Origin of the sequence: Kutzneria sp. 744, from assembly GCF_000568255.1 — a bacterium.
Classification (GTDB): Bacteria; Actinomycetota; Actinomycetes; order Mycobacteriales; family Pseudonocardiaceae; genus Kutzneria.
The window spans coordinates 8,723,891-8,745,582 of sequence record NZ_KK037166.1; the positions used below are offsets into that span (position 1 = coordinate 8,723,891).

Here is a 21,692-nt window from a genome sequence, read left to right on the forward strand (position 1 = left end):
CCGACGCCCGCCGCAACGGGCACCCGGTGCTGGCGGTCATCCGCTCCAGCGCCGTCAACCAGGACGGTGCGTCCAGCGGCCTGACGGCGCCCAACGGCCCGTCGCAGCAGCGGTTGATCCGGCAGGCGCTGGCCGCCGCCGACCTCCGGACGTCCGATGTGGACGTGGTCGAGGCGCACGGCACCGGCACCAAGCTCGGCGACCCGATCGAGGCCCAGGCGGTGCTGGCCACCTACGGCCAGGACCGCGACGAGCCGCTGTACCTGGGGTCCATCAAGTCCAACATGGGCCACACCCAGGCCGCGGCCGGCGTGGCCGGTGTGATCAAGATGGTCAAGGCCATCGAGCACGGCCAGCTGCCCAGGTCCCTGTACGCCGACGAGCCCACCCCACAGGTCGACTGGAGCGCAGGCAACGTCGAGTTGCTTGCGGACGCCCGTCCCTGGCCCGAGGTGGACCGCCCGCGCCGGGCCGGCATCTCGTCCTTCGGCCTGGGCGGCACCAACGCCCACGTGATCATCGAGCAGGCGTCGGCCGAGGAGCCGGCGGAGCGGGCTCCGGTGTCCCGTGTGCTGCCGTGGATCGTGAGCGGCAAGACCCCGGAAGCCTTGGCGGCCAACGCTTCCGCCCTGTCGACTGTTCAGGGTTCCTTCGCCGACATCGCCTACTCGCTGGCCGCCACCCGGACCCCGTTCGAGCACCGGGGTGTTGTGGTGGCATCCGACCGCGAGACAGCGGTGGCCGGCCTGGCCTCGATCGCCGAGGGCGCCAACCACGCCGTCGCCCGGGCTCAGGGCCTGGTGGCCTTCCTGTTCACCGGCCAGGGATCCCAGCGCATCGGCATGGGTCGCGAGCTGTACGACGCCTTCCCGGCCTTCGCCACGGCCTGGGACGAGGTCGTCGCACAACTGGATCAGGCCGACACCGCCCGTTCCTCCTCTGTCCCCTCGCTCCGGGACGTCATCTGGGGCGCTGATCAAGAGGCCCTCAACCAGACCGGCACGACGCAGCCCGCGCTGTTCGCCTTCGAAGTTGCACTGTACCGTTTAGTTCAGTCTTGGGGTGTGCGCCCGGACTTCCTGGCCGGTCACTCGGTCGGTGAGATCGCCGCCGCCCACATCGCCGGTGTCCTCTCCCTCGATGACGCGGCCAAGCTGGTCAGCGCCCGTGGCCGCCTGATGCAGGCCCTGCCGGCCGGCGGCGCGATGGTGGCGATCCAGGCCACCGAGGACGAGATCACCCTGGTCGACGACGTCGGCATCGCCGCTGTGAACGGCCCGCGGTCGGTGGTCATCTCCGGTGACGAGAAGGCCGTCCTGGCCATCCAGGCGGAGTTCGAGGCGCTGGGCCGCAAGACCACCCGCCTGAAGGTCTCGCACGCGTTCCACTCGCCGTTGATGGAGCCGATGCTCGACGAGTTCCGCGGCGTGGTCGAGGGTCTGACCTTCGCCGAACCCAGGATCCCGGTGGCGGTCACGTCGGCCGGCGGCGGCACGTGGTCGCAGCCGGAGTACTGGGTCAACCACGTCCGGCAGGCCGTTCGGTTCGCGGACGCGGTGACCGGCCTGACCGCCAAGGGCGTGACCAAGTTCGTGGAGATCGGCCCCGACGGCGTGCTCGCCGGCATGGGCGCCGGCTGCGTGGACGGCGACGACGCGGTGTTCGTCGCCCTGCAGCGTAAGGACAAGCCGCAGGAGCACGAGCTGGTCTCCGGCCTGGCCAAGGCCTTCGCCAACGGCGTCGCCGTGAACTGGACGGAGTTCTTCGCCGGCCTCGACGTCCAGCCGGTCGACCTGCCCACCTACGTGTTCCAGCGCCAGCGCTACTGGTCCGACCTCCAGGCCGGCACCCGCACCGTGAAGGGCTTCGGCAACTCCGACCACCCGCTGATCGACGCCACCGTCGAGCTGCCCGACACCGGTGGCCTCGTGCTGACCGGCCGGCTGGCCGTGGACGCTCAGCCGTGGCTGGCCGACCATGACATCCTCGGCAGCATTCTGTTCCCCGGCACGGGTTTCGTCGAGCTGGTCGGCCACGCCGGCCGGCACGTCGGCAGCGACGTGATCGAGGAGCTGACCCTGGCCGCGCCGCTGATCCTGCCCGAGCGCGGCGGCGTCACCGTGCAGGTCACGGTCGGCGCCGCCGACGAGAGCGGCCGCCGTTCCGTCGGCGCCTACTCGCGGGCCGAGGGGAGCGAGGGCGAGTGGACCCGGCACGCCACCGGCATCCTGTCCTCCGAGCTCGCCGCCCCGGACTTCGACCTGACCACGTGGCCGCCGGCCGATGCCACGGCCCTTGACCTGGGCCGGGCGTACGAGCTGCTGCATGACCGTGGCTACGGCTACGGCCCCGTGTTCCAGGGTCTCAAGGCCGCCTGGCGGCGCGGCGACGATGTGTACGCCGAGGTTCAGCTGCCTGAGGGGGCCGAGGGCGACCGCTACGGCCTGCACCCTGCCCTGCTAGACGCCGCCATGCATGCCGACCTGGTCGACGACAGCGGCGAGGGGGCCACGCTGCTTCCGTTCTCCTGGAACGGAGTCACGCTGCACGCCACCGGCGCTTCCGCGCTGCGGGTGTGGATCCGGCAGGTCCGCGGCGACGAGGTGTCGTCCATGCGGATCGCCGACCAGGCCGGGCAGCCGGTGCTCACAGTCGCGGAACTGGTGTCGCGGCCGGTCTCCGCCGAGCAGCTCAGCGCCGGCACCGAGTCCCTGTACGGCATCGACTGGGTCTCCGTGCCAACGCCGAACGCGCCGCTGGGCTCCGTCGCCGTGGTCGGGCCCGATCTGGGACTGGGCAAGGCCTTCCCGTCGCTCGCGGCCATCGACGTCGTGCCGGAGCTGGTGGTTGTTGTTGTGCCGCCGGGCTCTTTCTCCCTGGACGGAGTCCGTACGGCCGCCAACTTCGTGCTGGACATCGCCCGCGAGTGGCTGGCCGATGCCCGCTTTGCCGACTCCAAGCTGGCCGTCGTCACCGTGCGGGCGACCGGTGAGGACGTCGACCTCCGGCAGGCCCCCGTGTGGGGTTTGATCCGCGCCGGCCAGGCCGAGAACCCCGGCCGGTTCGCCCTCGTCGACGTCGACGGAACTTCCGCCTCCGACAACGCTTTGCCGCACGCCCTCGCCGCCGGCGAGCCGGAAATCGCCGTGCGCGAAGGTTCTCTGTTGGTGCCCAGGCTCACCTCCGTCGCCACCGTGTCGTCGACTCCGTGGTCTGCCGACGACACGGTCCTGATCACCGGCGGCACCGGCGGCCTGGGTGCCCTGGTGGCCAAGCATCTCGTCACCAAGCACGGCGTGCAGAACCTGGTGTTGACCAGCCGTCGCGGCCTCAACGCCCCCGGTGCCGCCGACTTGCAGGCGGCGCTGATGGACAGCGGCGCCACCACCGTCACCATCGCCGCCTGCGACGTCACCGATCGCTCCCAGGTCGCTGCGCTGCTGGCCGGCATTCCGGGGCTTACCGTCGTGATACACGCCGCCGCGGCCGGGGAGAACGCTTTGATCGGCGCGGTCACCCCCGAGGACTTCGAGGCGACCATCCGTCCCAAGGCCGACGCCGCCTGGCATCTGCACGAGTTGACCAGCGACCTCAAGGCTTTCGTGCTCTTCTCGTCCGCCGGTGGCCTGGTTCTCGCCGCCGGTCAGGGCAGCTACGCCGCCGGCAACGTCTTCGTCGACGCCTTGGCCCAGCACCGCCGGTCCCAGGGCCTTCCCGCCACCTCGCTGGCGTTCGGGCTCTGGGGCGGCATCGGCCTCGGCGCCGAGCTGTCCGAGGCCGACCTGTCCCGTATGGCCCGCCAGGGCCTGCCCGCGCTGCCCGTCGACCAGGGCCTCGCCCTGTTCGACGCCGGCGTTTCCGCTGACCGGGCCGTCGTCGTCCCCATGCGCATCGACGGCTCCGCCCTCCGCAACCGCACCGACGAGATCCCGGCCCTGCTCCGGGGCCTCGTCCGTACCCCCGTTCGCGCCGCCGCCAAGCCTTCGGTGGCAGTTGGCCTCGCCGAGCGCATCTCCGGTCTGTCCGAAGTGGAGCAGACCCGCGTCGTCCTCGACCTCGTCCGCGCCCGCGTCGCCTCCGTCCTCGGTCACTCCTCCATCGACAACATCGGTCCCGACCGCGACTTCCGTGAACTCGGCTTCGACTCCCTGTCCGCCGTCGACTTCCGGAACCTGCTCAGCACCGAGACCGGCCTCCGCCTGCCCGCCACCCTCGTCTTCGACTACCCGACCCCGTCGGCGATTGCCTCTTTCCTCGTCGCCGAACTCGGCGGCGCCTCCGGCGAGCCCGACCTGTCCGCCCTCGACGGCGAACTGGCCAAGCTCGAGGCCGCCATCGCCGCCGCCCTGACCACCAACCCCGACGCCACCGACCGCTCCCGCATCGCCTCCCGCCTGCGCGCCCTGACCTCCAAGTGGGTCGACGACCAGCAGGAGGACACCCCCGCCGGGGACCTCACCGAGGTCAGCGCCAGCGACCTGTTCGACATCCTGGACAACGAGCTCGACTCCATCGCTTAGCTCACGCGCCCCGGGTGATGCAGGGAAGGACGCCTTACCCGCGTTGAACGAGGGTAAGGCGTCCTTCCCCACAGCACGGGGAACCACCGAGAGGATGTACCCGTCATGTCAGGCGATGCCTGGATCCGCCGCTTCCACCCGGTGTCGGACGCCCCGACGCGGCTGGTGTGCTTCCCGCACGCAGGTGGCTCGGCGACCTTCTACTTCCCGGTCTCCCGCGTGCTGTCGCCGGAGATCGACGTGATCGCGATCCAGTACCCGGGGCGGCAGGACCGCCGGGCGGAGTCCTGTGTGGACTCGATCGGGGAGCTGGCGGACATCATCGCGGCCCACCTGGAGCCCTTGGCCGACAAGCCGATCTCACTGTTCGGGCACAGCATGGGCGCGATGATCGCATTCGAGGTGGCCCGGCGGATGGAGAAGGGCGGCACGCAGCCGCTGAAGCTGTTCGCCTCGGGCCGGCGCGCGCCGACGTGCTACCGGGACGACCGGATGCACCTGGCCAGCGACGACGCGCTGGTCGAGGAGCTGAAGTCGTTGAGCGGAACGGATTCCGCGGTGCTGGGCGACGACGAGATCATCCGCATGATCCTGCCGTCGGTGCGCAGCGACTACAAGGCGGTCGAGACCTACCGGTACCAGGAGGGCCCGCTGCTGAACTGCCCGATCACCGTGCTGACGGGCGACAACGACCCGATGGTCACCGCGCAGGAGGCGCAGGCCTGGGCCAACCACACCAACGGCCGCTTCGACCTGAAGGTGTACCCGGGCGGCCACTTCTTCATCAACGACCACGCGACCGCGGCGATGCGGCTGATCCGGGAGACCGCCGGTACCCGGACGGCGCTGGCCGCCTGAGACCACACCGCCGGCCCGGGACCCGTCAGTCCCGGACCGGCGGTGCTGGAACACAACAGAAAACACGAAAAGCCGGCCCGGAGACCCGGGCCGGCTCAGCGTTATCCGACCGAACAACCGACAAATCGGCCACCTGCTTGGAGAAAGCCGGGACTCGCCACGCACCCCGGCAGGACAGCGAGGTCACCGCAAAGATCCCTAGTGGGGTGCGAACATGCCTGTGAAACCGACTGCCGGCGTGACTGCCGCGCTGCTCGACGACGGGCGGCTGGAGCTGGTCTCGTCCACGACGGGAACCAGATTCCGTTGCGACACCGTGGGTGCGGCGATGTGGATCGCCCTGCGCCAGCACGGTGGCGACGTGGAGACGGCGGCCAGAACCCTGGCCGGAGCGTGGGAGAGCGATCCCGTGAACATCAGGGCCGATCTGGACGTCTGGGTCGACGAGCTGTGCGACGCAGGTCTCGTCGGCGCGACACCGTAAAGGCCACGAACTCCGACCGGGCACTGTCCACAGTGCCCGGTCGGAGCCGTCAGAAGCCCAGCTTCACCAGGGCGCCGCCGTCGACCTTGAGCTGCAGGCCGGTCACGTAGCGGGACTCGTCGGACACCAGGTACGTCACGGCGTGCGAGACGTCCGAGGGCTCGACGTAGGGGATCGGCATGGCCTGGAACGCCACGAAGCCCAGCTCGGCGTCCTCGCGGGTGGGGTTCTCCAGGTCGGGGCGGAAGGTCTTGTACATCGGGGCGCTGTGCAGCATGTCGGTGTTGCAGTTGCTGGGGTGCACGGCGTTGACGCGGGTGCCGGACTTGGCCAGCTGCAGGGCCAGCGTGTTCACGTACTCGGCCAGCGTCTGCTTGGAGAAGCTGTAGCCGGCGCCGCCCGGCCCCTCGGGGCCGTTGCCGCCGCGGCCGGGGATCAGGCCGGCGGCGGAGCCGATGACCACAATGGACGCACCCTCGGCCAGGTGCGGCAGGGCGGCGTGCACGGTGTTGATCGCGCCGACCAGGTTGATGTCCAGGGTGTCGGTGAAGGCCTGCACGGGACGGCCCTGGCCGATCGGGCTGATGCCGGCGTTGGCGATCACGGAGTCCAGCCGGCCCAGCTCGGCGACGCCCTCGGCGATCGCCGCCTTCATGGCCGCGTAGTCGCGCACGTCGGCCTTGCGGGTGACGATGCGGCGGCCGGTCTTCTCCACCAGGCGCGCGGTCTCCTCGAGGTCCTCAGCGGTGGCCATCGCGTACTCGGCGATCTCGACGTCCTCGCACAGGTCGATCGCGATGATGTCGGCGCCCTCCTCGGCGAGCCGAACGGCGTGGCTACGGCCCTGTCCGCGCGCGGCGCCGGTGATCGCCACGACCTTGTCTGCTACCCGGCCCATCAGGCCCTCCCACTGTTTGTTGTCGACAGCCGGAATCGATTGTCGGCCGTGACCCGTACGGACCCCAACCCCCCTTAGTGAAGCCCCCAGTACCTCTAGGGGGTAGCCACACCGGGGTGTTCGGTGCCTACGTTGCGTGGTATTCGGATTCAGCTGTTTCCTAGTCAACTAGGGGTGTGAAAGGGTTCCCACCGCGGTTATCGTCATCGGTGAGACCTATCTCTGCCGTGCCATTCGTGAGGAGCGCACATGGGCACCCGGCCACCGATTCTCGTCGAGACCCTGCACACCCGGCTGCTGGTCAACAAATACGTCGAATGCTTCCGCTTCTACAACGCGGTGCTGCCCGAGCTGACCGGCGCGAAGCTGGCCAAGGGCGACGAGCAGTGGCCGTACGCCCGGTTCGACGTCGAGTTCCAGAAGCCCTACCTGGCCCTGATGAACCGCCAGGTCATGACCCCGCACGCCGGTAGCGCCGAGCTGTCCCGCAGCGGCGGCGACGCCTGCCTGCTCTGCTTCCGCGTGGCCGACGTGGACGCCGCCCAGGCGGTCTGTGTGGCCGCGGGAGCGACCATTGTGGAGCCGGCGGTGGACGTCCCGGACTGGGGCGAGGACACGCGTATCGCCCTTCTCCGCGACCCCGACGGCAACCTCGTCGAACTCCAGTCCTCCCCGGACTAGTCGCCCGACTCGCCTCCCGCGAAGAATCCCCCGACCCGCATGCGGGTCGGGGGATTCGCATATTGCGGAACCGCCCCGGGCTAATTGGCCCGGGGCGGTTCTGGTGATTTCCCTACTAGTCGTCCTCGACGCTCAACGCCAACACGGGGCAGCTGGCGGCGACGTCCTCGATCGCTTTTCGGTGTTCGGCGCCGGGCCTTTCCACCAGCACGAGCACACGACCGTCGTCCTCGTCCTGGTCGAAGATCTCGGGCAGCGTGAAGGCGCAGGCGCCGGAGCCGACGCAGCGCTCCCGGTCGTAGCGGATCCTCATTGCGTCACCAGGTCACGGGCAGCGAGTACAGGCCGTAGATCAGCTGGTCGTGCTTGAACTCCAGCTCCTCCACGGGCGCGGCCAGGCGCAGCGTGGGGATGCGGGAGAACAGGGTGGTGAAGACGACGTCGAGCTCCACCCGGACCAGGTTGGCGCCCGGGCACTGGTGGTTGCCGTGGCCGAAAGCCAAGTGCCCCTTGGCCTCCCGGTGGATGTCGAGGGCATCGGGATCGGCGAAGAAGCGGTCGTCGCGGTTGGCCGAGCCGTTCAGGGCGATGATGCCCTCGCCGGCCCTGATCAGCACGCCGTCGATCTCGATGTCCTTGGTGGCCACGCGGGCGGTCGCCGAGTCGGAGATGCTCAGGTAGCGGAAGAGCTCTTCCACCGCCTTGGGCATCAGCGACGGGTCGGCCTTCACCTCGGCCAGCTGCGCCGGGTTCTCCAGCAGCGCCACGGTGCCGAGGCCGATGATGTTGGCGGTGGTGTCGAAGCCGCCGAACAGCAGCATCCGGGCCAGCGCCACCAGGTCGTTGTGCTGAAGCTCGCCGGTCTCGTTGTTCTTGGCGATCACCCGGCTCAGCACGTCGTCGCCCGGGTTCTCGGTCTTGGCCGTGACCAGGCCCTGTAGGTGCATCTCCATCTCGTACTGCGCGGCGCCGAACTCCTCCGGGGTGATGTCCCGGTTGACCATCTGCTCGGCGTAGCGGCGGAAGAAGTCCACGTTCTCCCCGCCGACGCCGATGAGCTCGCAGAACACCAGCGACGGCACCGGCACGGCCAGCTCCTGGATCAGGTCGACCGGGCCGCCCTTGGCCAGCATGGCGTCGATGTGCTGGTTGGTGACCTCCTGGATGCGCGGCCGCAGGGCCTGCATGCGCTTGGCGGTCAGCTCGGGGATCAGGGCGCGCCGGCGCACGGTGTGGTCGGGCGGGTCCATCGCGACCAGCGGCAGCTCCAGCGTCTCCAGCACATCGGGCGGCAGAGGCACCTGGAGCGGGTAGCCGGGCAGCTTCCAGTTGGAGCTCATGTCCGGGCTGCCCAGCACCTGCCGGACCTGGTCGTGCCGCGTGACGATCCAGACCTGCTTGCCCGACACCCGCAACGTCACCTTGCTGACGGACTGCTCCTCACGCAGCCGCTCGTACTCCTGTGGCGGGTTCAGCGGACAGCGGCTGCGGCTCAGCGGAAAGGCGGGAGCCGTGATAGGCGCGGTGGTGACTTCGGCGGTCATGGGTGCTGCCTCTCGATAGGGACGCCTCGCGGGTAGGTTCCGTCAGGGGGCTCGTGCAGTGTCAGCCCCTACGCACCCCTAACCCCGGTCAGGGACGGCAAAGTGAAGCCTGACGCCAGTTCTCGCAACGCGAAGTCCAGCAGCTGCGGCAGATCGGCGTGCTCGGCGGCCAGCCACTGCTCGTGCGCGGCGACGGCCACGCCCAGTGTGGCATAGGCGATCGACTGCGGGACAAGGGAATCGGCCGGGTGGCCCAGGCGCGGCGCCACGAAGTCGGCGATCACCTGCCGCCACTGGACGTACCGGAGCGTGGAGTGGGCCTGCAACGCCGGCACGCGCAGGATCAGTGCCATTCGCTTGCGGTGCCAGGGAATCTCGTCGGCATCGAGCCGGTTGCACGCCACCACGGCCTGCCGCACGGCGTCCATCGCCGCCAGCCCCGGCCCGCATTCCCGCAGCCAGCACCGCAGGCGTTCCAGCTCACGGTCGAAGGCGCCCCACGCGATGTCGTTCTTCGACGGGAAGTAGCGGAAGAACGTGCGACGGCTCACGCCGGCGGCGCGGGCCAGCTCGTCGACCGTGGTCGCCTCGTAGCCCCGCTCGGTGAACAGCTCCAGCGCGACATGCTCCAGGTCGAGGTGGGTGCTGACGCGCTGCCGGCCGCCGCGGCCGCAAGACTGGGTGTTTCCCCCGACCTTCGCCATGCTGTCTTCCAATCGGCACCGGGTGTCATTAGCTTCGTGTTTGTTCGAAGGCAAGCCCGCCCCGTTCAGGAGTGTGTCATGGCGAACGACACGGAAACGCCCACTACTTCCGATGATGTGGACGAGCTGCTCGTCGAGGAAGTCTCCATCGACGGCATGTGCGGCGTCTACTAGCCGATGTTCGATCCCAAGCGACCGTACCGCTGCTCGCCCCAGGTGGCGTTGCGGCCCGAGCCGTTCGGCGCGCTGGTCTACGACTTCACCACCCGCCGGCTGTCCTTCCTCAAGACCAAGCAGCTCGCGCAGGTCGTTGCCACGCTGGAGAAGCACGCCGACGTCGACTCCACTTTGGACGCTGTGGAGGTGGCGCCGGGACAGCGCGCCGCCTACCTGCACGCCCTCGCCGGACTGGCCGACGCGGGCACGATCCAACAGCGGGAGCCGTAGATGAAGCTGGTCGACCACTTCGCGACCGGTCTCGACGCGCCGATCTGCCTGACCTGGGAGCTCACCTACGCCTGCAATCTCGCCTGCGTGCACTGCCTTTCGTCGTCCGGCCGCCGCGACCCCCGCGAGCTGGACACCGCCCAGTGCCGTGCGGTGATCGACGAGTTGCAGCGCATGCAGGTGTTCTACGTCAACATCGGCGGCGGCGAGCCCACGGTCCGGTCGGACTTCTGGGAGCTGGTGGAGTACTCCACCGACCACCAGGTCGGCGTGAAGTTCTCCACCAACGGCGTGCGCCTGAACGAGAAGCGCGCGAAGTGGTTGGCCGGCAGCGACTACGTGGACGTGCAGATTTCGCTGGACGGGGCGACGGCGGCGGTCAACGACGCCGTCCGCGGGCCCGGTTCCTTCGACACGGCCATGCGCGCCATGGGAAACCTCGCCGACGCGGGCTTCCGCGACTTCAAGATCAGCGTGGTGATGACCCGTCAGAACGTCGACCAGCTCGACGACTTCGCGGCCATCGCCGACTCCTACGGCGGGCAGCTGCGCATCACCCGGCTGCGCCCGTCCGGCCGCGGCGCCGACGTGTGGGACGAGCTGCACCCGACGGCCGCGCAGCAGCGGCAGCTCTACAACTGGTTGGTGGCCCACGGGGAAGGCGTCCTGACCGGCGACTCCTTCTTCCACCTCAACGCGTTCGGTTCGACCCCGCTGCCGGGGCTGAACCTGTGCGGCGCGGGCCGGGTGGTGTGCCTGATCGACCCCATCGGGGACGTGTACGCGTGCCCCTTCGCGATCCACGAGCAGTTCCTCGCCGGCAACGTACGCGCTCCGGGCGGCTTCAGCGAGGTCTGGCGGAACTCCCCTCTGTTCCAGGACCTCCGCCGCCCGACGTCGGCGGGGAGCTGCTCGTCCTGTCCCTCCTACGACAGCTGCCGCGGCGGCTGCATGGCCGCCAAGTTCTTCACCGGCCTGCCGATGGACGGCCCGGACCCCGAATGCGTGCAGGGCTACGGGGAACTGGCGCTGGCCACCGCCGGCGCGCCGCCGAAGCCGTCCGGCGACCACTCGCGGCGCAAGAAGCCGGTGCCGCTGTCGATCGGCTTCGGACAGCCGGCCGACCGGGCCTGCGACACGAGTCCCCTGGCGGGTATGCGGTGATACTGACGACTCCGGTCGTGCTGGCCGGCCGAACCGCGCCCAGTCGCGTGATGTTCGGGCCGCACGAGACGAATCTGGGCCGTGGGCGGGCGATCTCGCTGCGGCACGTGGCCTACTACGAGCGCCGCGCGGCCGGCGGGGCCGGAGTTATCGTCACCGAGACGGCCAGCGTGGACACCAGCGACTGGCCGTACGAGCGGGCCCCGTTGGCGGCCGAGTGCCAGCCGGGCTGGGCCGCGACCGTGTCCGCCTGCCGTCCACATGGGACGCTGGTGGTGGCCTCGCTCGGCCATGCCGGTTCACAGGGCTCGGCCGCCTACTCCCGCACGGCGCTGTGGGCTCCGTCGCGGGTGGCGGACGTGGCCAGCCGGGAACTGCCGATGGAGATGGAAGAACCCGAGCTGGACCGGTTGCTCCAGGGCTTCTCCTTCGCCACGGCGATTGCCATGGAGTCCGATGTGGACGGCGTGGAGATCGACGCCGGCCAGCACAGCCTGCTGCGGCAGTTCCTGTCCGGTCTGACCAACCAGCGCGAGGACGAGTACGGTGCCGACCGGGCGTTGCTGCTGCGCGAAGTGCTCTGCGCGGTACGGGATATCCTCGGCCGCGACCGGATCCTCGGGCTGCGGCTGTCCTGCGACGAGCTCGCCCCGTGGGCGGGCATCACGCCCGAGCACGCGGCCGGTCTCGCCGCCGAGCTGGCCAAGGCCGTCGACTACATCACCGTCGTGCGGGGTTCGGCCATGTCCACTTCGGCCACCCGCCCCGACTTCCACACGCCTTCCGGCTTCAACATCGACCTGTGCCGGGACATTCGGTCCGCGGTCGGCGGTGTGGCCGACGTGATCCTTCAGGGTTCGATCGTCGGGCCCGACCAGGCCGAGTGGGCGCTGTCCTCCGGCGTGGCCGACCTGGTGGAGATGACCCGGGCCCAGATCGCCGAGCCGAACCTGGTTGCCTTGTGCGTCAAGGAAGAGACCGAGCGCGTCCGGCCGTGTGTGTTGTGCAACCAGCGGTGCCGCGTCCGTGACGGCCGGAATGCCGTCGTGAGCTGCGTTGTCGAGCCGTCCAGCGGCTACGAGACGACGGACCGTCCGCTGGCGCCGCCCGCCGCCCCGCGCGAGGTGCTCGTCGTTGGCGGCGGTCCCGCCGGCCTGGAGGCCGCGCGGGCGTTGGCCGATCGAGGGCATCAGGTGGAGCTGGTCGAGCGGAGCGAGCAACTCGGCGGCTCGCTCAGGTTGTCGCCGCTGGAGGGCTTCGCCGACTGGCTGGCGTCGGAGGTGAGCCGGCTGGGCGTGAAGATCCGCACCGGCGAGGCCGTGACCAGCGCCGACTTCGGCGGGCGGACGGTCGTGCTGGCCACCGGCTCGGTTCCCGGGCCGCGTGACTACGACATCGACGGCGGCCAGGTCCTCGACGTCGCCGACGTGCTGCGGGCCGGGCTCGATGCCCTGCCGGCGGGCCCGGTGGTGGTGTTCGACCCGGTCGGGGACTCGGTCGGCGCCCGGATCGCCGAGCTGCTGGCCAGCGCCGGCCGGGACACGACCGTCGTGACGCGGGACGCCGTCGTCGGCACCCAGTTGGCCGTCACCGGCGATCTGGCCGATGCCAACGCCCGGCTGCACCGCGCCGGCGTCCAACTGGTCAAGCGGTCGACCCTGCTGGCCGTTCGCGACGCGAGCGTGGTCGTGGAACACGTGCTCACCGGCGAGAAACAGGAGCTGGCCTGCGGGCTGGTCGTCCATTGTGGACACCGGTTGCCCGATGTGACGCCGGGCGAGGTGCGGGCCGGCGACTGCGTGGCCCCCAGGACGTTGTACGAGGCCGTGTTGGAGGGCCGGCGGGCCGCCCAGGGGGTTTCCTGATGGCTTTCCGGTTCCTGTTCTCGCCGTTCCGGGTCGGACCGGTGATGCTCGCCAACCGGGTCGTGTTCTCCGCGCATCTCACCAACTATGCCGAGGACGGGCGGCCCAGCGAGCAGCACGCCGCCTACTACGCGGCCCGGGCGGCCGGCGGCGTCGGGCTGATCATCACCGAGGAGCATTCCACCCACCCGTCGGACTGGCCGTACGAGAAGCTGATCCACGGCTTCAATCCGGACGTCGTCGAGGGCTACCGGCGGATCACCGATGCCGTGCACGCCCACCGGGTACCGATCTTCGCGCAGCTCAACCACAACGGCGGCCAGGCGTCGAGCCTGTACTCGCGGCTGCCGGTGCTGGCCCCGTCGGCCGTGCCGGATCCGCTGTTCCGCGAGGTGCCCAAGGCCGTCGACGACAAGGACATCGCCGACATCATCGCGGGATACGCCCTGGTGGCAAGGCACTGCGCCGAGGGCGGGTTCGACGGCGTCGAGCTCCAGTGCTCGCATTCCTCGATCGTGCGGGGCTTTCTCTCCCCGGCCACCAACAAGCGCACCGACCGCTACGGCGGATCCCTGGCCAACCGTGCCCGTATCCTGCTGGACATCGTCGCCGCCGTCCGGGACGCCATCGGCCCCGGCCTGGCCCTCGGCGTGCGGCTGTGTGGCGACGAGCTGATCGAGGGCGGCATCAAGCTTGACGAGGCCGTCGAGGTCGCGCGGCTGGTCGAGGCCACCGGCCAGGTCGACTACATCAACACCTCGATCGGCGTCGCCACCTCCACGCTGTTCATGATCGAGGCCTCGATGGCCGTTCCGCCTGGTTACGCCCTGTTCATCGCCAACGCCATGCGGCAGGCCGTGAAGCTGCCGGTCGTCGGCGTCGGGCGGATCAAGGACCCGGTGCAGGCCGAGCGGGCGCTCGCCGAGGGCCACTGCGACCTCGTCGGCGTGGTCCGGGGGCAGATCGCCGATCCCGAGTTCATGGCCAAGGCCCGGTCCGGGCACGCCAGCGACATCCGCACCTGCCTGTCGTGCAACCAGGAGTGCGTGGGGCGGATGGGGCTCAACCACACGCTCGGCTGCATCGAGAATCCCCGCGCCGGCAACGAATCCGTTCCGCTGCCCGCTCCTCGCCTGCGCGGCCGTCGCGTGCTCGTCGTCGGCGGCGGTCCCGGCGGTCTCCAGGCCGCCTCCACTGCCGCCCAGCGCGGCCACCAGGTCACCCTGTTGGAACGTTCTTCCACCACCGGCGGCCAGGCCGCCCTGGCTGCCACGGTCCCCAGCCGGGCCGAATTCCTCGACCTGCCAAGGAATCTGCTGGCCGAGTGCAAGCGTCACGGCGTCGATGTCCGCACCGGCGTCGAGGCCACGGTGGACAGTGTGACGGCGGCGCAGCCCGAGGTCGTGGTCCTGGCCACCGGCGCGCGCCCGAAGCTGCCGTGGTGGGGCGAGGAACTGGCCCAGATCGTCGACGTCCGGGACGTCCTGGAGGGGCGGGCCGCTCCCGCCGGCGATGTGCTGGTCTTCGACGAACTCGGCTTCCACCAGGCCACCTCCGTCGCCGAGTTGCTGGCCGACCGCGGTTGCCGGGTCCGGATCAGCACGCCCGGCATGGTCGTCGGCCAGGATCTCGGCGTCACCCTGGACATGGAGATGTTCCTGCTGCGGGCCAACCACAAGGGCATCGCGCTGACCACCGACGAGGTGATCATGGGGGCCGCCGAGGGCATCGAGGTGCAGATCCTCCGCCACACCACCGGCGCCATGTCCACCGAGCGCTTCGACTGGGTCGTCTGTGTCGTGCACCAGGAGCCCGAGGACGGATTGTGGAAGGCGTTGAAGGACGGGCCCTTCGAGGTGCACCGGGTCGGCGACTGCCTCACCCCGCGCCGGGCCAACGCCGCCGTGATCGAAGGCCACCGAGTGGGGGTGTCACTGTGATCACCACCGACTTCCCGCCCGGCGAACGTCAGGAAGGGCCCCTTCCTGACGTTGAACGTCAGGAAGGGGCCCTTCCTGACGTTCAACGAGAGGAATGGTCCCTTGATCTTGGGGTGCTGGGTGTGGTGGTGGTGCGGGACGGGGAGTTGCCGCTAGGGGCGGACGAGGTCGCGGCGGAGGCGGGTGGGGCGGTGTTGGTGGTGGGGACGAACGCCAAGGTGGCCGCCGACCAGCTGACCGCCGCCCGGACGGTCTGGGTGGCGGAGAGCGGCACGGTAACGCCTGGGGCGTTAGCGGGGGCGCTGGCGCCGGTTCTGGGAGAGGTGCACGCGGTGGTGCTGGTGGCGGCGGCGGATGGGCGGGACCTGGCGCCGAGGCTGGCCTATGCGCTGGGGAGACCGCTGCTGAGCGGGGCGAATGCGGTGGGGCCGAGGAGCGCGGACGTGCTGCGGTGGGGGAGCCAAGGGCTGCAAGAGCTCACCCCGAACGGACCCTTTGTCGCCACGCTGCAGCCCGGCGTGAGAGGGGCGGCGACGGAGCCAGGGCCGCCGCGGATCGTCGAGATCGAGCTGACCAGCGTCGATGCGCCGGATGCGCGGTCGCTGGAAGTCAGCACGCCCAAGGCGCGAGAGGCGGATCTGGCCGAGGCGCGGCGGGTGCTCGGGGCGGGGGCGGGGCTGGTGAGCGACCAGGCGCAGATGGATCTGCTGGTCGAGGTGGGAGAGCGGCTCGGGGCGGCGGCGGGGGCGACGCGCGTGGTCACCGACGCCGGGTTCGCCGGGCACGAGCGGCAGATCGGCACGACCGGGGTGGTGATCGACCCGGATCTGTACATCGCCTTCGGCGTCTCGGGGGCGGCCCAGCACGTCGGCGGCTTGGGCGCGCCGAAGCACGTGATCAGCGTGAACACTGATCCGTGCTGCCCGATGACGGCCATGGCGGACCTGGGCATCGTAGCCGACGCCCCGGCGGTGCTGGCGGAACTGGCGCGGCGGCTGGAGGACAGCGATGGCTGAGCACGCGGGTCCGGGAACGAGGTCGGCGGTTGTCGACACGCCGCCGCAGCGTGAGGTGGACGTGGTCGTGGTCGGCGCGGGGCCGGCGGGCTCGGCGGCGGCGCTGGAGGTGGCCCGCGCGGGCCACTCGGTGGTGCTGCTGGAACGCGGGCCGTTCCCCGGATCCAAGAACGTGTACGGCGGCGTGGTCTACGGGCGGGTGCTGGACGAGCTGGTGCCGCGCTGGTGGGAGCAGATGCCGGTGCAGCGCTGGGTGACCCGCCGCAGCACGATGATCATGACGCCGACGCAGGCGCTGACCGTGGACTTCCGCACCCAGGCCTGGGGCGGCCCGCCCTACAACGGGGCCACGGCGCACCGCTGCGACCTCGACGGCTGGCTGGCCGGCCTGGCCACGGAGGCAGGAGCCACGCTCGTTCCGTCAACGGTGGCAACGGGATTGCTCCGCGACGCCAGCGGCGCGGTCGTCGGCGTCCGGACCGACCGCCCGGACGGAGACCTCACGGCCAAGGTGGTGATCGCCTGTGACGGCGTGAACTCCTTCCTGGCCAAGGAAGCCGGCATGTTCGTCGGCAAGCCCACCGGGCACGTCACGCTCGGCGTCAAGGAAACCCTGCGGCTGCCTCGAAACGTCATCGACGAGCGCTTCGGCGTCACCGGCCAGCACGGCGTCGACATCGAGATCCTGGGCTGCACCAGGGGAATCCCCGGTGGCGGCTTCCTCTACACCAACCTCGACTCGGTCAGCGTCGGTGTGGTCGTCGACCCGCACGGGTTGGCGGCGAAGAAGGTTCGGCCCGAGGAGTTGGTCGCCGAGCTGAAGCGGCACCCGGCGATCGAGCCGCTGGTGCGGGGCGGCGAGCTGCTGGAGTACTCGGCCCACCTGATCCCCGAGGGCGGCTACGACACCATGCCCGAGCTGGTGACCGACGGCTTCCTCGTCGCCGGCGACGCCGCCGCGATGTGCCTGGCGGCCGGGATCTGGCTGGAGGGCGTGAACTTCGCCATCGGGGCCGGCATGTACGCGGGACGGGCCGCCGCCGACGCGTTGGCGGCCAAGGACACCTCGAAGTCCGGGCTGGCCTCGTACCAGCGGATGGTGGACGAGTCGTTCGTGCTGGGGGACCACCGCAAGCTCCGCCGCGTGCCCGGGCTGGTGCTGGGGCAGCGGATGCAGCAGGAGTACCCGGCGGTGCTGTGCGATCTCGCCCAGGGACTGTTCCAGGTGGACAATCCACGTCCGAAGCCCGGCCTGCTCAAGCTGATCCGCCGGGTCTTGAAGTGGCATGGCGTCAAGACCAGGGACGTCCTGTCCGACGCGCTGACCGGAGTGAGGTCGTTCGGATGAGCCCAGGACAGAGTTACGGACTTCAGGCCTTTGACGACCGAATGTCCACGGTGGACTTCGACGTCGCCGAGAGGCCGCACATCACCGTGGACAACGACGTGTGCCGGTCGTGCCAGACGACGGACTGCGTGTACGCCTGCCCGGCCAAGCTTTTCGTGCCGACCTCGGACGGCGGCATCCTGTTCAACTACGAGCAGTGCTTCGAGTGCGGCACCTGCTACCAGGTCTGCTCCGGCGAGAATGCCCTGAGCTGGACCTATCCCGACGGCGGCCATGGCGTCGCCTTCCGGAAGGGGTGAGTCATGCTGGTCGTCGCCGCGCTGACCTGGCCCGGCCCGCGCACCGTGGTCGACCAGCTCACGGGGAGCACCCGGACCGAGGAGGGCCGGCCGGGCGCCAGCGCTGCCGGCCTGGCCGCGCTGGAACACGCCCTGCGCATCGGGGAATCGCTCGGCGGCAAGGTTGTCGCCGTGACCATCGGCCCGTCGGCGGCCGAGGAAATGCTGCGCGAGGCGGTGGCCGCCGGCGCCGGTGGTGCGCTCCGCGTTGACGCCGACCCGACGGATGACGAGGCCGTGGCGCGGGCGCTGCTGGCCGCCGTCGCCGAACGCCACGGCACCCCCGATGTCGTGGTGTTCGGCGACGACTCCGGCGACGTTCCCGGCTTCCTCGCGGCCATCACCGATACCGCGCAAGCGTTGGGGTTGCTGGAGCTCACCGTCGAACAGGGTGTCCTCAATGGACTCCGACGGCTGGACAAGGGTCGGCGTGAGCGCCTGGCCATCCCGATGCCGGCGGTGTGCTCGGTGGAACCGGTGCTGCGGCCCCGCCGCGCCGGCCTGCCGGCGATGCTGGCCGCCCGTAACACGACCATTCCTGTCGTGAAGCCAGTCGTTCCCGGCTGGACAGTGCGGGCGGGAACTATCCGGGCATACCGGCCGCGCGCCAGAATTCTTCCGATACCCGCGGCCGATCAGGCCAGAGACCGCATAGTTGCCCTGACGAACGCGGTGTCCGCGGGCGGCTCCGCAACCGTGGTGACGCCGCCCGACGCGGCGGCCGCGGCTGACCTCCTGCTCGATTACCTGTCCAGGCACGGCTATCTGGGGGACACGACATGACGCCACGAGTCGCGGTGGTGACGGGCGCGGCCCGTGGCATCGGCGCGGCCGTGGTGCGCCGGCTGGCCGGTGAGGGCTGGCGGGTCGTCGCCGTGGACATCTGCGAAGACATTCCCGGGCTCGGCTATTCGTTGGCCTCCAAGGAAGAACTCCTGTCGCTGGTGCGGGAGTTCCCGGACACCGTCCGCGAGGTCGTGGCTGACGTTCGTGACGCCGGAGCCCTGGTCGAGGCGGCGGAGATCGCGCAGCGGGAGTTCGGTGGCCTGGACGCGGCCGTCGCCGCGGCGGCGGTGATCGCCGGCGGGCATCCGCTGTGGGAGTCCGACGACGAGGAATGGCAGCTACAGCTGGACATCGGCGTGAGCGGCGTGGCCAACCTGGCCCGCGCGGCCATACCCGTGATGCTTCGCTCGGCCCAACCCCGGTCCGGCCGCTTCGTCGCCCTGGCCTCGGCCGCCGCGCATCGCGGCCTCTGGCACGCCGCCGGCTACAACGCCACCAAGCACGCCGTTGTCGGGCTGATCCGTGGACTGGCCCATGACCTGCGCGGCACCGGCATCACCGCGACCGCCGTGTCGCCGGGCAGCACGCGCACCAGCCTGCTCGACGCCAGCGCCGCCTTGTACGACCTGGCCGACGTCGAGGAGTTCAGCCGCTACCACCTCACCGAACAGTTGCTGCGGCCGGAAGAGGTCGCCGACGTGGTGAGTTTCCTGTGCGGCAAGGGGGCGTCCTCCATCACCGGCACCGTTGTGCACGCCGACGGGGGGTTCACGGCATGATTCCTTTGCACGTCAGGCTAGATCCCGGCGCACGCCGCATCGACAACCTCATCCTCGGCGGCTCGCCCTATGTCGTGCTCAGGCTGTCGGCCAAAGCATCGTCCTGTGTGGACGCCTGGCTCGCCGGCCAGGCGGTGGACAGCGATCACCTGAAGCTGGCCGACATGCTGGTGCGTAAGGGAATTCTACACCCGCGCCGGGAAATCACCAGCCTCACACCGCAGGATGTGACCGTTGTCGTACCGGTCCGCGACCACGCCGATGACCTGGCCCGGCTGCTGCCGGCTTTGACCGACGCCGCGAAGGTCCTGGTGATCGACGACGGTTCGGCGAAGCCGATTCCCGAGGCCACCGTGCGGCACGCCAAGGCCAAGGGCCCGGCCGCCGCGCGCAACGCCGGCTGGCGGCTCGCCGGCACCGAGCTCGTCGCCTTTCTGGACGCGGACGTCGTGCCCGAACCCGGCTGGCTGGCAACGATTCTCCCGCACTTCGAGGACCCGAGCGTCGTCGCGGTCGCCCCGCGAGTGCGCAGTGTCGAAGGTCCGTCGATGCTTGAACGGTATGAGGAGCTCCGCTCGCCGCTGGACCTGGGTGGGGCCGAGGCGCCGGTGCGACCGGGCAGCCGGGTCAGCTACGTCCCGTCGGCGGCGTTGGTCATCCGGTTTTCCACGCTGCTCAACCACAACGGCTTCGACGAGACCATGCGGTTCGGCGAGGACGTGGATCTGGTGTGGCGCTTGAACGAAGCCGGCGACCAGGTCCGCTACGAGCCGCGATCGGTGGTCCGCCATCGTCCCCGCGAGACGTGGAAAGCCTGGCTGCGCCAACGTTTCGGCTACGGCACCTCGGCCGCCCCACTGGCCATTCGCCATGGAGCCAAGGTCGCACCGGTCAAGGTCTCGATGTGGAGCGCCCTGTCCTGGGCGCTCGTCGCCGCCGGCCCCCGCTGCTGGGAGGGGCCGTCGCCGGCAACTACGGCGTCGTTGCTGCCACGCAAACTGAAAGACGTCGGTGTGCCGGCGACGGAGTCCGTGCAGCTCGCCGTCCGCGGCCATGTCGGCGCGGGGCGGCTGCTGGGCGACGCCGTGGTCCGGTCGTGGTGGCCGGTGGCCATCCCGGTGCTGGCGGCGACCCGTTGGGGCCGTTGGGTTCTGCTGGCGGCCTTCGCCCGGCACGTGGAGGAGTGGTACACCCGCGGCGCGACCGTCGGCCTGCCGGGCTGGCTCGCCGCCCGGGTGCTCGACGACCTCGCGTACGGGGCCGGCGTGTGGTGGGGCGCGATCCGGCACCGCACCGTCAAGCCGCTGTTGCCGGACCTGAGCGACTGGCCCGGCCGGGACGGGGTCGGCCGCACGTGAACCGTCTGACCGACATGGCCTGGCCGGAGGTCGAGGCCCTCGCCGCCGCCAGCGTGCTGGTCGTTCCGGTCGGCTCGACCGAGCAACACGGTCCGCACCTGCCTTTCACCGTGGACACCGAGATCGCCGCCGCGCTGTGCGAGCGGCTGGCGCAGGCCCGCGACCGCGTGGTCGTGGCCCCTGCCTTCTCGTACGGCTCCAGTGGTGAACATGCTGCCTTCCCGGGCTCGCTGTCGATCGGTCTGGACGGGGTGGAACCCTTGTGCTGGAACTGGTTCGCTCGGCCGACGCGTTCGCCGGCGTGCTGCTTGTCAACGGGCACGGCGGCAATTCCGGCGCCGTGTCCCGCGCTGTGCGGCGGCTGTGTCACGAAGGTCGGCGCGTCACCTGCTGGTCGCCCAGTGGGTCCGCTGTGGACAGTCACGCCGGCTGCACCGAAACATCGGTGATGTTGGCGCTGCGTCCCGAATCCGTTCGCCTCGATCTCCTGGAGGCCGGGGACACCCGGCCGCTGCGGGAGATCATGCCGCTGCTGGTCCGCTCTGGAGTTGTGGCCGTGAGTGCCAACGGTGTTCTCGGCGATCCACGCGGGGCGTCACGCGGTAGAAGGCCGGCGCGTCCTGGAGCATTGGACGGCCGGCCTGCTCTCGGCGTACGACACATGGACACCAGTCTCGTGACCGCGTCAGACCGCGGCCCGCTCGCGCACCTCCTCAACCGTGCTGTCGTCCTTGACGGCGGGCTGCGGCGGGGTCGGCTTGATCCGCCCAGGAAACGATGGTGAAGATCGCCGTGGCCAGCGCGACCGCGCCGCCGGCCAGCGAGGCGGTGTGCACCGCGCCGGTGAAGGCTTCCTGGGCCGCGGCCAGCAGCGCGTTGCCCTGTGCGGCCGGCAGGGTGTGGGCCACCTCGGAGGCGCCGGCGACGGTCTGCCGGGCGGCGTACAGCACCGGGGCGGGCAC

General features: G+C 70.5%; 21 protein-coding genes. 17 read left to right on the forward strand and 4 right to left on the reverse strand.

The window, feature by feature from the left end; genetic code table 11:
- The 3 genes from KUTG_RS40035 to KUTG_RS40045 all read left to right on the forward strand — a co-directional run.
- Positions 1-4,520, forward strand: a 4,520-nt coding sequence (locus KUTG_RS40035) for a type I polyketide synthase (protein WP_043724446.1), incomplete at its 5' end; no start/stop codon positions are given.
- Between the two features lie 105 nt (positions 4,521-4,625).
- Positions 4,626-5,378 carry a thioesterase II family protein gene (locus KUTG_RS40040; RefSeq protein WP_043724448.1) on the forward strand — a complete coding sequence of 251 codons (753 nt, stop codon included), beginning with the start codon at positions 4,626-4,628 and terminating at the stop codon, positions 5,376-5,378.
- Between the two features lie 214 nt (positions 5,379-5,592).
- Positions 5,593-5,862, forward strand: coding sequence for a PqqD family protein (locus KUTG_RS40045; RefSeq protein ID WP_043724450.1), 270 nt, complete (start codon positions 5,593-5,595; stop codon positions 5,860-5,862).
- A gap of 49 nt (positions 5,863-5,911) precedes the next feature.
- Here the strand turns inward: KUTG_RS40045 and KUTG_RS40050 are convergent, their stop codons facing one another.
- Positions 5,912-6,760 (reverse strand): mycofactocin-coupled SDR family oxidoreductase, encoded by an 849-nt coding sequence (locus KUTG_RS40050; protein WP_043724452.1) that lies wholly within the window; start codon positions 6,758-6,760, stop codon positions 5,912-5,914.
- Between the two features lie 249 nt (positions 6,761-7,009).
- Here KUTG_RS40050 and KUTG_RS40055 point away from each other — a divergent pair, with 249 nt between their 5' ends.
- Positions 7,010-7,441, forward strand: a complete 432-nt coding sequence (locus tag KUTG_RS40055) for a VOC family protein (protein ID WP_043724455.1) — start codon at positions 7,010-7,012, stop codon at positions 7,439-7,441.
- Between the two features lie 115 nt (positions 7,442-7,556).
- Here KUTG_RS40055 and KUTG_RS40060 read toward each other — a convergent pair whose 3' ends face one another.
- The 3 genes from KUTG_RS40060 to mftR form a co-directional block, all read right to left on the reverse strand.
- On the reverse strand, positions 7,557-7,754 hold the full coding sequence (locus KUTG_RS40060) for a ferredoxin (RefSeq protein WP_043724458.1): 198 nt from the start codon (positions 7,752-7,754) through the stop codon (positions 7,557-7,559).
- Positions 7,755-7,758: 4 nt separating this feature from the next.
- Positions 7,759-8,985: a cytochrome P450 gene (locus KUTG_RS40065; protein ID WP_043724460.1), complete on the reverse strand. Its 1,227-nt coding sequence runs from the start codon at positions 8,983-8,985 to the stop codon at positions 7,759-7,761.
- Positions 8,986-9,053: 68 nt separating this feature from the next.
- Positions 9,054-9,689 carry a mycofactocin system transcriptional regulator gene (mftR, locus tag KUTG_RS40070; protein WP_043732273.1) on the reverse strand — a complete coding sequence of 212 codons (636 nt, stop codon included), beginning with the start codon at positions 9,687-9,689 and terminating at the stop codon, positions 9,054-9,056.
- 78 nt (positions 9,690-9,767) lie between these two features.
- Between mftR and mftA the strand changes: the two genes are divergently transcribed.
- From mftA to KUTG_RS65460, 13 genes are read left to right on the forward strand one after another with little or no spacing between them, the layout of a single operon-like run.
- Entirely contained in the window at positions 9,768-9,863 is a 96-nt protein-coding gene (gene mftA, locus KUTG_RS59545; RefSeq protein ID WP_063753630.1) for a mycofactocin precursor MftA, read from the forward strand.
- A 3-nt stretch (positions 9,864-9,866) separates the two neighbouring features.
- Positions 9,867-10,136, forward strand: coding sequence for a mycofactocin biosynthesis chaperone MftB (gene mftB, locus KUTG_RS40075; RefSeq protein ID WP_043724463.1), 270 nt, complete (start codon positions 9,867-9,869; stop codon positions 10,134-10,136).
- Positions 10,137-11,300, forward strand: coding sequence for a mycofactocin radical SAM maturase (gene mftC, locus KUTG_RS40080; RefSeq protein WP_043724469.1), 1,164 nt, complete (start codon positions 10,137-10,139; stop codon positions 11,298-11,300).
- Positions 11,297-13,165 carry a mycofactocin system FadH/OYE family oxidoreductase 1 gene (locus tag KUTG_RS40085; RefSeq protein WP_043724471.1) on the forward strand — a complete coding sequence of 623 codons (1,869 nt, stop codon included), beginning with the start codon at positions 11,297-11,299 and terminating at the stop codon, positions 13,163-13,165. The genes mftC and KUTG_RS40085 overlap by 4 nt, the downstream gene beginning before the upstream one ends.
- Positions 13,165-15,105 (forward strand): mycofactocin system FadH/OYE family oxidoreductase 2, encoded by a 1,941-nt coding sequence (locus KUTG_RS40090; protein WP_043724472.1) that lies wholly within the window; start codon positions 13,165-13,167, stop codon positions 15,103-15,105. The genes KUTG_RS40085 and KUTG_RS40090 overlap by 1 nt, the downstream gene beginning before the upstream one ends.
- A complete protein-coding gene (locus KUTG_RS40095; RefSeq protein ID WP_232241211.1) occupies positions 15,102-16,121 on the forward strand; it encodes a mycofactocin-associated electron transfer flavoprotein alpha subunit in 1,020 nt (339 codons plus the stop codon). Before KUTG_RS40090 ends, KUTG_RS40095 begins: the two co-directional genes overlap by 4 nt.
- Positions 16,114-17,469, forward strand: a complete 1,356-nt coding sequence (locus KUTG_RS40100) for an FAD-dependent oxidoreductase (RefSeq protein ID WP_043724476.1) — start codon at positions 16,114-16,116, stop codon at positions 17,467-17,469. Before KUTG_RS40095 ends, KUTG_RS40100 begins: the two co-directional genes overlap by 8 nt.
- Entirely contained in the window at positions 17,466-17,768 is a 303-nt protein-coding gene (locus tag KUTG_RS40105) for a ferredoxin family protein (RefSeq protein ID WP_043724478.1), read from the forward strand. The genes KUTG_RS40100 and KUTG_RS40105 overlap by 4 nt, the downstream gene beginning before the upstream one ends.
- Positions 17,769-17,771: 3 nt before the next feature.
- Positions 17,772-18,590, forward strand: coding sequence for a mycofactocin-associated electron transfer flavoprotein beta subunit (locus KUTG_RS40110; RefSeq protein WP_052395956.1), 819 nt, complete (start codon positions 17,772-17,774; stop codon positions 18,588-18,590).
- On the forward strand, positions 18,587-19,372 hold the full coding sequence (locus KUTG_RS40115) for a mycofactocin-coupled SDR family oxidoreductase (protein WP_043724480.1): 786 nt from the start codon (positions 18,587-18,589) through the stop codon (positions 19,370-19,372). Before KUTG_RS40110 ends, KUTG_RS40115 begins: the two co-directional genes overlap by 4 nt.
- Positions 19,369-20,730 carry a mycofactocin biosynthesis glycosyltransferase MftF gene (gene mftF / locus KUTG_RS40120; protein WP_043724481.1) on the forward strand — a complete coding sequence of 454 codons (1,362 nt, stop codon included), beginning with the start codon at positions 19,369-19,371 and terminating at the stop codon, positions 20,728-20,730. The genes KUTG_RS40115 and mftF overlap by 4 nt, the downstream gene beginning before the upstream one ends.
- Complete coding sequence (locus KUTG_RS65455) at positions 20,727-21,179, forward strand: creatininase family protein (protein WP_255360970.1); 453 nt, start codon at positions 20,727-20,729, stop codon at positions 21,177-21,179. Before mftF ends, KUTG_RS65455 begins: the two co-directional genes overlap by 4 nt.
- Positions 21,083-21,514, forward strand: a complete 432-nt coding sequence (locus KUTG_RS65460) for a creatininase family protein (RefSeq protein WP_255361049.1) — start codon at positions 21,083-21,085, stop codon at positions 21,512-21,514. Before KUTG_RS65455 ends, KUTG_RS65460 begins: the two co-directional genes overlap by 97 nt.
- Positions 21,515-21,692 lie beyond the last annotated feature (178 nt).

What these genes read in the sequence shown, in the direction of transcription:
- KUTG_RS40060 (WP_043724458.1), bottom strand. Translation starts at nt 7,754, where the DNA reads ATGAGGATCCGCTACGACCGGGAGCGCTGCGTCGGCTCCGGCGCCTGC.
- KUTG_RS40055 (WP_043724455.1), top strand. Translation starts at nt 7,010, where the DNA reads ATGGGCACCCGGCCACCGATTCTCGTCGAGACCCTGCACACCCGGCTG.
- KUTG_RS40065 (WP_043724460.1), bottom strand. Translation starts at nt 8,985, where the DNA reads ATGACCGCCGAAGTCACCACCGCGCCTATCACGGCTCCCGCCTTTCCG.
- KUTG_RS40105 (WP_043724478.1), top strand. Translation starts at nt 17,466, where the DNA reads ATGAGCCCAGGACAGAGTTACGGACTTCAGGCCTTTGACGACCGAATG.
- mftR (WP_043732273.1), bottom strand. Translation starts at nt 9,689, where the DNA reads ATGGCGAAGGTCGGGGGAAACACCCAGTCTTGCGGCCGCGGCGGCCGG.
- mftB (WP_043724463.1), top strand. Translation starts at nt 9,867, where the DNA reads ATGTTCGATCCCAAGCGACCGTACCGCTGCTCGCCCCAGGTGGCGTTG.
- KUTG_RS40110 (WP_052395956.1), top strand. Translation starts at nt 17,772, where the DNA reads ATGCTGGTCGTCGCCGCGCTGACCTGGCCCGGCCCGCGCACCGTGGTC.
- KUTG_RS40050 (WP_043724452.1), bottom strand. Translation starts at nt 6,760, where the DNA reads ATGGGCCGGGTAGCAGACAAGGTCGTGGCGATCACCGGCGCCGCGCGC.
- KUTG_RS40115 (WP_043724480.1), top strand. Translation starts at nt 18,587, where the DNA reads ATGACGCCACGAGTCGCGGTGGTGACGGGCGCGGCCCGTGGCATCGGC.
- KUTG_RS40040 (WP_043724448.1), top strand. Translation starts at nt 4,626, where the DNA reads ATGTCAGGCGATGCCTGGATCCGCCGCTTCCACCCGGTGTCGGACGCC.
- KUTG_RS40045 (WP_043724450.1), top strand. Translation starts at nt 5,593, where the DNA reads ATGCCTGTGAAACCGACTGCCGGCGTGACTGCCGCGCTGCTCGACGAC.
- KUTG_RS40090 (WP_043724472.1), top strand. Translation starts at nt 13,165, where the DNA reads ATGGCTTTCCGGTTCCTGTTCTCGCCGTTCCGGGTCGGACCGGTGATG.
- mftF (WP_043724481.1), top strand. Translation starts at nt 19,369, where the DNA reads ATGATTCCTTTGCACGTCAGGCTAGATCCCGGCGCACGCCGCATCGAC.
- KUTG_RS40100 (WP_043724476.1), top strand. Translation starts at nt 16,114, where the DNA reads ATGGCTGAGCACGCGGGTCCGGGAACGAGGTCGGCGGTTGTCGACACG.
- mftC (WP_043724469.1), top strand. Translation starts at nt 10,137, where the DNA reads ATGAAGCTGGTCGACCACTTCGCGACCGGTCTCGACGCGCCGATCTGC.
- mftA (WP_063753630.1), top strand. Translation starts at nt 9,768, where the DNA reads ATGGCGAACGACACGGAAACGCCCACTACTTCCGATGATGTGGACGAG.